At 58.8% G+C, this 13395-nt stretch carries 13 protein-coding genes; 7 read left to right on the top strand and 6 right to left on the bottom strand.

What is annotated here, in order from left to right; genetic code table 11:
• Positions 1 to 69 precede the first annotated feature (69 nt).
• The gene (locus MKZ87_RS05630; protein WP_085700662.1) at positions 70 to 939 is read left to right on the top strand and encodes a DUF6279 family lipoprotein; all 870 of its coding nucleotides are present in this window, start codon (positions 70 to 72) and stop codon (positions 937 to 939) included.
• Positions 940 to 993: 54 nt separating this feature from the next.
• On the opposite strand, the gene MKZ87_RS05635 is transcribed toward MKZ87_RS05630, so the two are convergent.
• Positions 994 to 1386, bottom strand: coding sequence for a transcriptional regulator (locus MKZ87_RS05635; RefSeq protein ID WP_085700661.1), 393 nt, complete (start codon positions 1384 to 1386; stop codon positions 994 to 996).
• 176 nt (positions 1387 to 1562) lie between these two features.
• Here MKZ87_RS05635 and MKZ87_RS05640 point away from each other — a divergent pair, with 176 nt between their 5' ends.
• The 4 genes from MKZ87_RS05640 to MKZ87_RS05655 all read left to right on the top strand — a co-directional run bounded on the left by MKZ87_RS05640 (position 1563) and on the right by MKZ87_RS05655 (position 4099).
• Positions 1563 to 2297, top strand: coding sequence for a DUF899 domain-containing protein (locus MKZ87_RS05640; protein ID WP_085703790.1), 735 nt, complete (start codon positions 1563 to 1565; stop codon positions 2295 to 2297).
• A gap of 80 nt (positions 2298 to 2377) precedes the next feature.
• A complete protein-coding gene (locus MKZ87_RS05645) occupies positions 2378 to 2653 on the top strand; it encodes a hypothetical protein (protein WP_085703791.1) in 276 nt (91 codons plus the stop codon).
• A gap of 249 nt (positions 2654 to 2902) precedes the next feature.
• Complete coding sequence (locus MKZ87_RS05650; protein ID WP_085700658.1) at positions 2903 to 3487, top strand: papain-like cysteine protease family protein; 585 nt, start codon at positions 2903 to 2905, stop codon at positions 3485 to 3487.
• Between the two features lie 12 nt (positions 3488 to 3499).
• Positions 3500 to 4099 carry a hypothetical protein gene (locus MKZ87_RS05655; RefSeq protein WP_085700657.1) on the top strand — a complete coding sequence of 200 codons (600 nt, stop codon included), beginning with the start codon at positions 3500 to 3502 and terminating at the stop codon, positions 4097 to 4099.
• Positions 4100 to 4160: 61 nt separating this feature from the next.
• On the opposite strand, the gene MKZ87_RS05660 is transcribed toward MKZ87_RS05655, so the two are convergent.
• Entirely contained in the window at positions 4161 to 5501 is a 1341-nt protein-coding gene (locus MKZ87_RS05660) for a DEAD/DEAH box helicase (protein ID WP_085700656.1), read from the bottom strand.
• Between the two features lie 191 nt (positions 5502 to 5692).
• Here MKZ87_RS05660 and MKZ87_RS05665 point away from each other — a divergent pair, with 191 nt between their 5' ends.
• Positions 5693 to 6991, top strand: coding sequence for a mechanosensitive ion channel family protein (locus tag MKZ87_RS05665; RefSeq protein WP_266200390.1), 1299 nt, complete (start codon positions 5693 to 5695; stop codon positions 6989 to 6991).
• Between the two features lie 150 nt (positions 6992 to 7141).
• Here MKZ87_RS05665 and MKZ87_RS05670 read toward each other — a convergent pair whose 3' ends face one another.
• On the bottom strand, positions 7142 to 7783 hold the full coding sequence (locus MKZ87_RS05670) for a hydrolase (protein WP_007956548.1): 642 nt from the start codon (positions 7781 to 7783) through the stop codon (positions 7142 to 7144).
• A gap of 170 nt (positions 7784 to 7953) precedes the next feature.
• On the opposite strand from MKZ87_RS05670, the gene MKZ87_RS05675 reads away from it, so the two are divergent.
• Complete coding sequence (locus MKZ87_RS05675) at positions 7954 to 8841, top strand: LysR family transcriptional regulator (protein WP_085703793.1); 888 nt, start codon at positions 7954 to 7956, stop codon at positions 8839 to 8841.
• On the opposite strand, the gene MKZ87_RS05680 is transcribed toward MKZ87_RS05675, so the two are convergent.
• From MKZ87_RS05680 to MKZ87_RS05690, 3 genes are read right to left on the bottom strand one after another with little or no spacing between them, the layout of a single operon-like run.
• Positions 8804 to 10402, bottom strand: coding sequence for a bacteriocin immunity protein (locus MKZ87_RS05680; protein ID WP_227234766.1), 1599 nt, complete (start codon positions 10400 to 10402; stop codon positions 8804 to 8806). The genes MKZ87_RS05675 and MKZ87_RS05680 overlap by 38 nt on opposite strands.
• A gap of 21 nt (positions 10403 to 10423) precedes the next feature.
• Positions 10424 to 10699 (bottom strand): bacteriocin immunity protein, encoded by a 276-nt coding sequence (locus tag MKZ87_RS05685; RefSeq protein WP_085703794.1) that lies wholly within the window; start codon positions 10697 to 10699, stop codon positions 10424 to 10426.
• Positions 10689 to 13355, bottom strand: a complete 2667-nt coding sequence (locus MKZ87_RS05690; RefSeq protein WP_266200391.1) for an S-type pyocin domain-containing protein — start codon at positions 13353 to 13355, stop codon at positions 10689 to 10691. The genes MKZ87_RS05685 and MKZ87_RS05690 overlap by 11 nt, the downstream gene beginning before the upstream one ends.
• Between the last annotated feature and the right edge of the window lie 40 nt (positions 13356 to 13395).

Here is a 13395-nt window from a genome sequence, read left to right on the forward strand (position 1 = left end):
ACTGCCGGGTCCATCCTGCGTTCACATGAGAATCAGACCCTCAAGGCTGGCTTTCGCAAGGACTCGCCCATGTCTAGCTGGTTCAAACGCCTCGCCGTTCTACTGATCCTGACCCTCGCACTCGGTGCCTGCAGCCGTGTCGGGCTGGCCTATCGCAATCTCGACGTGATCATTCCGTGGACGCTCAGCGACTACCTGGACATGAACGGCGAGCAGAAAGGCTGGTTCAACGAGCGCCTCAAGGAACATTTGAGCTGGCACTGCACCACGCAGTTGCCGGGTTATCTCGACTGGCTCGATCGCCTGCAAACCATGGTCGAGACCAATCAGGTCACCGACGACGCCCTCCAGGCCCGTACCGAAGAAGCCAAGCAGGCGATCGCCGAAACCGCCCGGGAAATCACCCCGTCGGCGATTGAATTGCTGCAAGGGCTGGACGACCGGCAAGTTGCCGAGATGAACGATGCCTTCGCCAAGGACCTGCAAAAGCGCCAGAAGGAATATCTCAAACCGCCGCTGTCGCAGCAGATTGCCGAACGTGGCGCGCGCATGGACAAGCGTCTCAACGACTGGCTCGGCCCGTTGAGTCCTGCTCAAGAGCAACGCGTGATGGCCTGGTCAACTGCACTGGGCGATCAGAATACTCAGTGGATCGCCAACCGCGCCCATTGGCAGAAGCAGTTCAGCGCGGCGGTGGCGCAACGCAAAAGTCCTGAATTCCCACAGCGGATCGAGACGCTTCTGGTCAATCGTGAGCGTTTATGGACAACGGATTACCAAAAGGCCTACGCCAATACCGAGGCGCAGGCCCGTTCGCTGTTCGTCGATCTGATGGCTGACAGTACGCCGCAGCAAAGGCAGCGCCTGTTGAAAAAGATCGAGGGGGTGCGCAAGGACTTCAATGATTTGAAGTGCCTGAAGGCTGCGCAGAAGAGCTGAGACGCCGCAGAAAGTGGGAGCGAGCAAGTTCGCTCCCACTTTTTGTACAAAGCCTCAGGCAATCTGCGCCTTGGAAGCGACCTCATCGAACGTCAGTTCATCCAGCGCATCTTCTTGGTCATCCAGCACTTCACGCGGATGATCATTGCCGGGAATGCTGCTGTCGATCAGGCTCAGCAGGCTGGAGCCGCGCGGGGTCAGGCTGAAGTTATTGCCGGTGCTGCCTTCGTCATCGCCACGGGGCTGGATGTAACCGCGCAACAGCAGCAGTTGCTCATAGTCGCAGGCCAGCGTTTTCAGGTGATCCAGATTCTCGATCGGCTGGCCCGCCGCCGCTTTTTCCGCCGCGTAGTCTTCGGCAAAAGACCGTGGCGCAAAGCTGTGGCCCGCGCCGTTCTGCACTTCATGCAGCAGGCGTTCAATCAAATCCCAGTTATAAGTCGTCATCCTGATTCAACCTCCGGTGCGCGTGATTTTTTGGCGCGTTCACAGGTTGTGACCGGAGCGTTGCGCCACCGTTCAGGATTATTCGGCGCCCCGACCGACCGGCGGTCTGTCGATTCCCCGGCGTGTTGAACGACTAGTCTGAGACAGACGGCTTCAACCCCGCAGGAGAAATCATCATGAACGTTGAGAATCATCCGGTGGTATCGCGCGAAGAATGGCTCGCCGCCCGCAAGCAGCATCTGGCCGATGAAAAAGCCTTTACCAGGGAACGCGACCGCCTCAGCGCCAAACGCCGCGCCCTGCCCTGGGTGAAGGTCGACAAGGATTACCGCTTCATGGGACCGAACGGCGAAATAAAGCTCGCGGATCTGTTCGGCAAACACAGCCAGCTCGTCGTCTACCACTTCATGTTCGCCAAGGGCTGGGAAGAAGGCTGCCCGGGCTGTTCATTCCTCAGCGACCACATCGACGGCGCCAACCTGCACCTGGCCCATCACGACATTGCGCTGGTGGCGGTGTCCCACGCACCGTTCGCCGAATTCCAGGCGTTCAAGCGGCGGATGGGCTGGAAGTTCGACTGGGTGTCGTCGGACGGTTGCGATTTCAACTACGACTTTGGCGTGTGCGCCCGCGCTGAAGATGTTGAAGCAGGCAAGGCTACGTACAACTACGAAAAGACCGACAGCGTCGAGGAAGAAATGCCCGGGCTCAGCGTGTTTTATCGCGCCGACAACGGCGAGATTTTCCACACTTACTCAACCTACGCGCGAGGGCTGGACATGCTGGTCGGCGCCTACAACTACCTCGACCTCACGCCCAAAGGCCGGAATGAGGACGAAATCATGGAGTGGGTGCGGCATCATGACCGGTATGACGGGGCAGCAAAATCCAGTTGCTGCCAAGGTGACTGAGCCCCAAACACACTGAACTTTTCACGGGTGACAGCCCTCAACCGGTTAACCCGCCTTAACCGGAACTGAGGCCTGCCCCCATGAAAATCCTGCTCAAACTCACTCTCGCCGCCACGCTCGCCTGCGCCCTGCCCGTCTGGGCCTGTACGCCGGAAGAAGCCACCGCCAAACGCGAACAACTGGCCCAGGAAGTCGCGAAGCTCACCGAGCAAAACCCGACCAAGGCCAAGGAAATCAACGCCGAGTTGCAGAAAATGGACCTGGGCACGGCCTCCGCCGATCTGCCGGACAAATGCCAGTTGATCGATCAGCGCTTGAAGGAACTGGGTTCGGCCGAGAAGAAAAGCGAGGGGTAACACCCGCTCAGACAACGGCAGGCTTTGGCATCGATCAGGCTAAATCGATACCAAAGCCTGCTTCCTTTCGCTCGGAATTTGCATTAGTGCATTTTGTTATTTGCATAAATGCATATTCAGACCTAGGGTTACCCCGAGCCTGATCGGAACCCGCCATCGGAGATGGCAACCGTTGAACACCGATTGCTCGGCAATACCGTTATCCCCGCAAATGCGGAACGTTTGTTTTCATTCATGGAGGATTGAAAAATGTTAACCACTGAAACAACGGCATTCACCGGCAATACCCTGCCCGAATGTCTGATCGGCCATCTGCTCGACCCGCAACTGGTCGAGGTCGAAACGGCTTTACAACAACGCGATCTGGCGGCCGCCAGCCTGAACTTCACGATGCAGCAACAAACCCGGACCAACTGGTGCTGGGCCGCCGCTTCCGCCTCGGTCGGCAATTATTACGGCACCGGGTCCTGGACCCAATGCGCCGTTGCCAGCGCCGCGCTGGATCGCAATTGCTGCAATCAGCCGGGGCCGTGCAACGTGTACGGCTATCTGGACGTTGCGCTGAAGATCACCCGCAGTTTCAACGGCATGAATTCGGGTTCGCTGCAGATGTCGGCCATTCAGAACCAGATCAATATGGGCCGCCCGATCGGCCTGCGCTGTGCCTGGTACGGCGGCGGTGCGCACTTCCTGACAATCTATGGCACCAATGGCAACTACGTGCTGGTCGCGGACTCGATCTACGGCTATTCGACCCGCGCACTGAACTCGTTCCCCGGTTCCTACAACGGCGGCGGCAACTGGACCCACACTTACTTCACGGCAAAAAATTAGGAGGGCGACATCATGCAACTGACTTATCCAAAGGCGCCTTCCAACGGCGTGCAGACATTGCGTCCGGTGCTGCAGGCTGCGTTGCAGACCCAGGGTTTTGGCGTCAATCGCCAGTTCGCCAGTGCTGCGCCCGCCGGGATCAGCCTCAGCGAAGCCTATCGCGGCTATTCGCTCAGCCTGGACGACTTGAGCCAGGGCAAAGGCCTGAAGCAAGCGCGAGTGGGTGACTGGCATTACCTGGTGTTTTCCGGCGGGGTGTCGATTGCCGATGCGCAATTGGCCGAAGTACGCGGTCACGTCGAGTTTGCCTCGTTGAACCACGGTAACCTGGCGAGCGCCACGGTGGATGCGCTGAAACTGGCGGAGCAATCGCCGCAACTGCAGGGCAAAACCGTCGAACTGCGGATGCTGTTTGTGTCGGCGCTGCACCTCGTGGCGATCTGGCTGCACGCGGCGGGCGAAGACGTGCTGATCCCGATCGAGCCAACCCCCAAGGAACTGGCACTGACCGGGCTGTACAGCGAGGCCGCCCTGCTCGCTCAGCTCAAACCGGCAGCCGATCAGGCCAAGCGGCGCTTTGATGCCGACACCACTGGTCTGCTGGGTAGTTGATAAACGCTGGCAATAAAAACCCGGACCATGTCCGGGTTTTTCTTTGCGTGCCTGAAACGGCTTATTCAGCCGCCGGCGCTGTCGGCTTGCGGCGCTTCAGCGGGGCCATGCCGTCACTGCTCACCAGAGAGTCCGGCTTTGGACGGTTGGCGCTCTTGCGCTTGGTCGGGGTCTTGGCGGCGGTTTTCTTCTTGTCACCCTTGGCGTCGGTCTTTTTCTTCTTCACGCCGACGGCTTTGCCCGAGGCCTTGACCTTTTTCGGCCCACCGTAGGTGCCTTTGACTTCCTTGATGGTGCGGCGCTCGAAGCTCTGCTTCAGATAGCGCTCGATGCTCGACATCAGGTTCCAGTCGCCATGGCAGATCAGCGAAATCGCCAGACCGTCGTTGCCGGCACGGCCGGTACGACCGATGCGGTGCACGTATTCGTCACCGCTGCGTGGCATGTCGAAGTTGATCACCAGATCCAGACCGTCAACGTCCAGACCACGGGCCGCCACATCGGTGGCCACCAGAATCTTCACGCCGCCCTGCTTCAAACGGTCGATCGCCAGTTTGCGATCCTTCTGGTCTTTCTCGCCGTGCAGCACGAACGCCTTGTATTCCTGAGCGACGAGGCGACCATAGATGCGGTCGGCCATGGCCCGGGTGTTGGTGAAGACGATGGCCTTCTGGTAGGTCTCGTTGGCCAGCAGCCAGTTCACTATCTGTTCTTTGTGCTGGTTGTGGTCGGCGGTGATGATCTGCTGACGGGTGGTGTCGTTCAGCTGGCTGACCGCGTTGAGCTGCAGGTGCTCAGGATTGTTCAGCACCTTGGCGATCATCTCGCGCAGGCCGGAACCACCGGTGGTGGCGGAGAACAGCATGGTCTGCTGACGGTTCGGGCATTCGTCGACCAGACGCTGCACGTCTTCGGCGAAACCCATGTCGAGCATGCGGTCGGCTTCGTCGAGCACCAGCACTTCGACTTCCTTGAGGTCGAGGTTGCCGGCGTTCAGTTGCTCGATCAACCGGCCCGGGGTGCCGATCAGGATGTCCGGCACCTTGCGCAGCATGGCGGCCTGGACCTTGAAGTCTTCACCGCCGGTGATCAGGCCGGACTTGATGAAAGTGAACTGCGAAAAGCGCTCGACTTCCTTCAGGGTCTGCTGGGCCAGCTCGCGGGTCGGCAGCAGGATCAGGGTCTTGATGCTGACGCGGATCTTGGCCGGGCCGATCAGGCGGTTGAGGATCGGCAGGACGAAAGCGGCTGTCTTGCCACTACCGGTTTGTGCCGTCACCCGCAGGTCACGCCCCTGAAGCGCCAGCGGAATGGCCGCGGCTTGCACAGGCGTTGGCTCGACAAATTTCAGCTCGGCCACGGCTTTGAGCAGGCGTTCGTGCAGGGCGAATTGGGAAAACACGGGTGCTACCTCGAAGATATGCAAAAAATCAGCTGCATAGGTTACCGGTTTCGAGCGCTCAGGCCGAGTTTCTTTATGAAATACGCTGTAATCCGTGGCTTTTTTGTTGCTCGATTTGTCTCCAACGGTAATACACAGTGTCTTAAATGCTCTAATCCCCCGTCGTGTCTTACAGAAGAATCTTCTCTCTCATGGATTTCAAACAGCTCTGGCTCAACGCCCAAGACCTCTGGGGTACCCTCGAACAGCACCCGCTCCTGCACGCCGGCCTGGCTTTGATTCTGCTGCTGGTGATCGCGCTCATCCTCGGACGAGTGGCGCGCTACCTGATCCTGCACGCCAGCCGCATGCTCGGTCGCCAGCCCGCGCTGCACTGGATCAACGACTTTCGGCATAACAAGGTGTTTCAGCGTCTGGCGCAGATGACGCCGTCGCTGGTGATCCAGTTCGGCCTGCACCTGGTGCCGGAGCTGAGCAAGACCGCCACAGTGTTCCTCGGCAACGTGGCGCTGGCGTTCACCATTCTGTTCCTGCTGCTGTCGGTCAGCGCGTTGCTCAACGCCCTGCTGGATATCTACGCACGCACCGAACACGCACGCACCCGCTCGATCAAGGGTTATGTGCAACTGGCGAAAATGGTTCTGTACGTGTTCGGCGCGATCATCATCGTCGCTACCCTGATCGACCGTTCGCCGCTGTTGTTGCTGTCGGGTCTGGGTGCAATGTCGGCGGTGATCCTGTTGGTCTACAAGGACACCCTGCTGTCATTCGTCGCCAGCGTGCAACTGACCAGCAACGACATGCTGCGGGTCGGCGACTGGATCGAAATGCCGCAGGTCGGCGCCGATGGCGATGTGGTGGATATCACGCTGCACACGGTCAAGGTGCAGAACTTCGACAAGACCATCGTCTCGATCCCGACCTGGCGCCTGATGTCCGAGTCGTTCAGAAACTGGCGCGGCATGCAGCAGTCGGGTGGGCGACGGATCAAACGCAGCCTGTTCATCGACGCCAGCGGTGTGCGCTTCATCCGCGACGATGAAGAAGAAAAACTCTCCCAGGTGCACCTGCTGACCGCGTACATGGGCCGCAAGAAAGCCGAGCTCAAGGCCTGGAACGAAGCGCAGGGCAACGTCGCGGCAATGTCGGCCAACCGCCGGCGCATGACCAACATCGGCACCTTCCGCGCCTACGCGCTGGCCTATCTGAAGAGTCATCCGGAGATCCAGCCGAACATGACCTGCATGGTCCGCCAAATGCAGACCACGGCCCAGGGCATTCCGCTGGAAATCTACTGCTTTACCACCACCACGGTGTGGGCCGATTACGAGCGGATCCAGGGGGATATCTTCGATTACCTGCTGGCGGTGCTGCCGGAGTTTGGATTGAGTCTCTATCAGCAGCCGAGCGGCGGGGATTTGCGTTCCGGGATATTGCCGGCAGTGTTGGGTTCGGCGCATATACCCGAGGCTGAAAAGTACCTTATGTAACACCACCGATCAAAAGTGGGAGCGAGCTTGCTCGCGAATGCAGCAGGTCATTCAACGCAACTGTCGACTGACCTGACGCCTTCGCGAGCAAGTCGAATCGTCGCACCGTCGCTCCCACAAGTACTGCATCTATTTCGAAATGCCGACTTGTCAGGCCTGCCGTTGCGGTGCCTTGTGCACCATGGTGTAGGCGTAATCGACGCCCATGCCGTACGCGCCGCTGTGTTCCAGCACCAGGTCCATCACCGCTTGATAAGTGTCTTTGTGCGCCCAGTCACGCTGGTACTCGAGCAACACTTGCTGCCAAGTCACCGGCACTGCACCGGCCTGAATCATCCGCTGTACCGACATGTCATGAGCTTCTTTGGTGGTACCGCCGGACGCGTCGGTGACGATGTACACCTCGTAACCTTCGGCCAGGGCTTCCAGGGCCGGGAAGGTCAGGCAGACCTCGGTCCACAACGCGGCGATGATCAGCTTCTTGCGCCCGGTGGCCTTCACGGCGTCAACCAGCGCCTTGTCTTCCCAGGAGTTCATCGAGGTGCGCTCGATCGGCTTCTGCTCCGGGTGTACCGCCAGCAGTTCAGGCCAGATGTAGCCGCTGAAGCTTTCGGTTTCGACCGAGGTGTAGATGGTCGGTACGTTGAAGATCTTCGCTGCCTTGGCCAGGCCGACGGTGTTGTTCTTCAAGGTCTGACGGTCGATCGACTGCACGCCGAAAGCCATTTGTGGCTGGTGGTCGATCAGGATCAGGGCGGAGTTGGTTGGGTTGAGCAGTTCACGGATAGACATGGCGCGTTCCTTTTGATGTCGATTCAAAGTTTCGATTGGGTATTGGGTGAGTCGAGGCGTTTTGCCGTCTTCGGCGTTGTTGTCTCGGCTTGGATGTCACTTTAGGGGCTAGCCGATAAAGGGACAATTACCTAAAATCGAGAATCATTGATTCTAAAAAAGGGACAATCATGGATCGCATCGAATGCATGCGCGCCTTCGTAGTGACGGTCGGCGAGAACGGCTTCGCGGCCGCCGCCCGGGCCATGGACGTGCCCCGCTCGAAAGTCAGCAAACAGATTCAGGCGCTGGAAGAAGCCATCGGCGTGCAGCTGCTGCAACGCACCACCCGCAGCCTGCACTTGACCGAGGCTGGTGCCGAGTATTTCGAAGCAGCGCGGGAAGTGATTGCGGCACTGGACGAGGCCGAGCAGCGGGCGCGGGACGGGGTGGGTGAGTTGCGCGGCGTACTGCGCGTAAACGCACCGATGTCGTTCGGCCTGCGGCGACTGGGCAAGCTGATTCCGCTGTTCCACGAACAGCACCCGAACATCGAGCTGCAACTGGTGCTCAGCGACCAGCAGGTCGATCCGGTGCGCGGCGGGTTCGATGTGACGATCCGCATTGCGAGCATGCCCGACTCGACCATGATCGCCCGGCAACTGGCGCCGGCCCCACGCATCATGGTCGCCTCCCCCGCTTATCTCGAACGTGCGGGCACACCGCAGACACCGCAGGATCTGCGCTCACATCAATGCTTGAACTACGGTTATCTGCAAAGCGGCGTCAGCCTGCAACTGTGCAACGGCAAGGAGACCCAGCGCGTCAACGTCACCGGGCCGCTGCACGCCAACAACGGCGACTTGCTGGCGCAAGCGGCCGAGGCCGGCATGGGCATTGCGCTGCTGCCGGACTTCATCGTCGAAGAAGCGCTGGCGGCCGGGCGACTGGTGCCGGTGCTGTGCGAATGGCAAGCTCCGGCGATCACCATCAACGCGGTGTATTCGTCTGCGCGGCGGGTGCCGCAGAAGACGCGCGCGTTTATCGAGTTTCTGGTGGGGCAACTGGCGCCGAAATAATACCGGCAGGGTTTCTGAACATCACATACAGGGGCTCGAAGCCCGAGCCCTGAGGGAAAACCACCACATAGTCATCAAATCGAGCAGTTACCGAATCGCTGATTGTCTCCAGCACAGGCACTGGACTCGAGCGCAGAAATCCCAGCCGCGGCTCCCTTGCATCGTAAGGTGCCGGGGACGTTTCGAGTGTTTCGAGAGGGCACCAGTTTACGGTCAGCAGCCCGGCTTCATCAGTGGTGAAAGAGTAGGCTCGCACATGTTCATTCCATAACGCACCGCGCACTCGCACATGAGATAACGATTGGTTTGATGCCAGTGTCACCTGATGCAGCGTCTTGATCTCCCTAATACCTCGGTGCATGGTTTTCGCGGGAACGGTGTAACTTCCGCTGCTCATTCTGAAGGGCATCGCAACGGTTCCTGCCGTCACCGCCAGTTGCTGCCAATCCAGCCCCTCAAGCGGAAGGAATTCGGCCAAAGGAACGCATACGCCATACCAGCCCACCTCGGCTCTGCTGGAAAAGTCGAACTGCAGCACCGCTGCATGTTGACGCCGAGTGGCCTCTGCGCCCGAACTGACTTGCCAGGTCAAGTCTGCCACGACTGAACGAATGGACTTTTGCAGTTCGATTCGATGCTCTTCCAGTGATCCTGACAAAGCACCGTCGAGCATGATCGCCGGGCGTGCGTTAGCGTGCGCGAGTGGTGCAAACAGGTTTACTGGCAACCGCAGCGACCCGACTCCCTGATTACGCTGCTCGATCAGACATGCCTGCGCAGTCGTCAACAATGACTCTGCTTCAATTTGAGCCACTGACAAACGCTGATAGAGATCATTTGACCTAGCCGAAAAGCGGTCGCCCGTGGTACTGACTTGCAGGGCAATATTTTGCCATTGCCCCTGCTCTGAACGAGCGAACGTCACGTCACGCTGGGCACTCTCTCTTCGGAACTGAATACGCATTTTCCACGAGCCATATCGAGCCACGGCGGCACGCGAGTCGGCTTCCGCAACTTCCAGAGCACGAATATCCGCCTCTCTTTCAAGGAGATCCAACTGGGCACTTTGCCTCTCGCGCATCTGCCGGATTCGTTGTTGCAGTAAAACAAGAGAGGCCTCTGCAGTCTGTTCTGCTGCAGCCAGTTCCGCGTTCATTTTTTGAACATCCACCAGACTCTGGGCAAGACGCTGCTGCGCCCAGTTCGTTGTCACTGGAGGACTTGCAACGTTGGCCAGAGCCTGCCCTTTGAATATGGCTCGCCCCTGTTGGTGATGCCACGCCTTAAGGTATTCGACAACGGACTCGGATGAGTTGGGATTCGAAGTATCCTCCGGATAGAACAGCAGATCGGCCCCTTTGGCGTGACCTGAAATCTGATCGAAATGATTGATCAACCGGTCGTGGTCGACTTTTGCCAGATCAACTGCCCAGATCCGGTCAACCAATGCCTTGAACTCGGTTTCTGTATATTCATTGAGAGCGGGTTTCAGCTTCATACATTTAAACTTCCTTGTTTTTTGCACGTCGCCATGGATGACATCCAGAAAGGTGTCACCCATGAAGGCTCATTTGATATGAAATTACTCTGGTTTGAATCCAGGCTTGTTATTGAGTGCGCGCCACTCCTTCACTTCTTTCAGGATGCCTTCGGGGCTGTCTTCACGTCCCTCCTTGGGATAGAAGATGACGTCCGAGCGGTCGGGGTGTTCGGTGACTAGCTCGAAATGAGCGACAAGTTTGTCCAGATGGGCCTCTAACGCTACCCCCTCTAACCCGCTGGGAAAGTGCACGAATCCTTGTAGAAAAGATAAAAACTCGGCTTCGGTGTAGTACTCAAATTTATCTTTAAATTTCATTTCCTTTTTTCTCCTGGTGCAGTTGTATGTGTCGCCGTGGCGTCATCACCAAAATATTGTCGATCCCATAAACCTCACCTCCGCTTATAACTTCCACATCATGATGAAGTTCAAACGTCTTTCTTCCTCCTCTCTGATCTGCAACCGGTGGGAAAGGAGCAATGCCGGCCTGCATTCGCCTCAAATTGTGATCAGAAAACTGAAAGCTGAGATCTGAATCAGCAGCCACAGCCCTCCAAAACGCCTCTCTGAACCGATGAAAATTGGCAAACTCCTTCCCTCTCAACTGATCGGCAATCTGCACAGGAATTGACGCCCCCACAGTTCTCGCCGCCTCCCCCAACCAAACTCCGGTAACCGTTTTTCCGATTCCCGTCGCAACCCCCGGATCATCCCTTCGATCCAGAAACAGCACATCCGGCGAAGGCAGCTCCATATCCCCCGGGAACCCCGGAATACTCGCACCCGCCTGCCCTTCATCAACAGCCGGAAACGTCTCGTTTGCCGGTAGGATCGGGATGAGCGGGTTGCCGGGATAAGCCGTGGGGGTCGAGGGGGAAATCGGTGTGGTGGTCGGCCCGAGGTGTTCGCTGCCCGGTGGCACCAGAGGAGTCCAGGTTCCAATCCCCACCGGGGGAATCGGCCATGGCTGGACGGCAGGTAGAACGCCACGTCGACCGTGGGCACTTTGCGGCACGACAATGCTGATTCGGTCGAGATTGAACGGGTTCTCACCGACTGATGCATCATCCTGAAAGCGCAGTTCGAACTCCCGGCGTTCGCCCACCCAGGTGCTTTTCGGCGCATAAGGGGCGAAACCTTGCTCGACGCGCTTTTTGTTGACCTCATCGAATTGGCTGGTGAGCGCAGGTTGCTCACCCAATGTCCGCCACAGCGCGTCGCCAAATGCGCCGAACGACTGAATCTCCCGCCCGCGCAACTGGTCGCCGATCTGACTGGGAATGGCTGAACCGGTGCTGCGGCTGGATGTGTTCCACCAGTCAGCCTTGGCGGTTTGCCCCTTGCCGGTGACGACGCCCGCGCCCAACGGTGGCAGGTTGAAGGACAGGTACATCGGCGCCGAACCCGGCACGCAGATGATGCAGTCCTGAATGCGCAGGTCGACGCCCTTCGGCAAGTCCTGAACAACCGGTGGTAGCAGTGCTATCCGGCCCTGGCTCGAAACCTCTTTGGCGATGCTCGTATCAGGCGTGAACTGCAGGTGTCGGGCCGGTGAACCGGGGACTTCTGCGGTGTAGTTGCCCGTCAGCGGATCAAGCACCGCGTTGATGACCGGCACACTGGGGCTGATCTCGTTACCGGTGGTGACGGCAATGACGGCGGTGCCTTGTGGTACGGCCTCGGGTTTGAGCCGATAAGGCATCTCCACTGATCCGCCGGTGTCAGCAATCGAGCGCAGCGCCTGCTCATCAGAAAGCCCCAGCGCCTGGGCAGGCACGGCGACGGACTGAAACAATCGTCGTCGCTGCTCCGGTGTCAGTTCTCCATCGCCCAGCGTTGGCGAGTACACCATCCCGGCGACGAACACCGTGAGCGGCTTGGGAGCCAGAGTCGCAAGGGAAGAAAGGGAAAGATGTCTGACCGCTTGCTGTACAGCAGCCTCGATGATTTTGCCCGTTTGCTGTGCAGCGCCCTCAATGATCTTGCCCGCTTGTTGGGCAGCGCCCTCAATGATCTTGCCCGCTTGTTGGGCCGCCAGCGCCCCGGGGTTCGTCAAAACCATCGCGCCGTGCGTCATCGACGACATCGGAACGGTCAGCGTATTGGCCTGCCGGGTTCGACTTACCCGCGCATCTTCATCAGCCTGTTGCTTGAATCGAACCCGTGCCTCGCGTTGCGCAGCGTGTTGGCGCTGAGCCTCCCAAACCGCTTCCCTTGCACGCCAGACCACGGTCTGCTCGGCGTGATGTCTGGCCATTGCTGCGGACTTTTCCCGCAGGGCATGGATCTGCGAGGTGAGTAATCGCGCCTCATGGGCGGCGGTGTAAGCGCTTTCCCAGATCCGGAGGCCGTCGTCGAGCGCCTGGCCGAACTGGCCGAGTCGTGTCAGATAGTCATGGGACGAGCGCGTCAGCGGGTCATGACCATCAAAGGAAAGGGCTGCCGCGTTCTTTGCATCGAGTTCCGCGGATTTGCGGGCGAGCAGCCCGTCGATTTCGCCTTTTTCCTTTGTGATCAGGTAAAGCTGCCAACGCTCACTGTCATCGCTGTTCGGTGGCTTGCGCGAAGCGAGGACTTCTTGCTCCAGTGATGTCGAGAGTTGACTGGCCCTTTCGGCAAATCGACGATCGACCTCGGCCCTGATGGCGTCATGTCGCTGCGCCAATCCCGCCAGGAACTGCATCAGCGCTTGTTGACGCGCCTGTTCCTGAACCTGTGCGGCGGCTGCCTGTGCCTGTGCCGCTTCGGCTTGTGCCTTGGCTGTTGCCTCAGCCTGCTCTTCCTGCTTTTTTTGAGCTGCCTCGGCTTTGGCCTTGGCCCGAGCCTTTTGTTTGCTCTTGCTGACCTTGCCGAAGCCGCCCGATACCCCGCCACCGCCGCCAAAACCACCGCCCGATCCGCCACTCGAAGCGGGCGGCCCGGTTCGGATGACGACGCTTCCCGACGTTCCATCGTTGAAATTGTTCTGTGCCATACAGTCACTCCTTGTCTGTAGGGCACAGCGTGTCGATCAA

It is taken from the genome of Pseudomonas sp. MCal1, from assembly GCF_026341415.1.
Lineage (GTDB): Bacteria > Pseudomonadota > Gammaproteobacteria > Pseudomonadales > Pseudomonadaceae > Aquipseudomonas.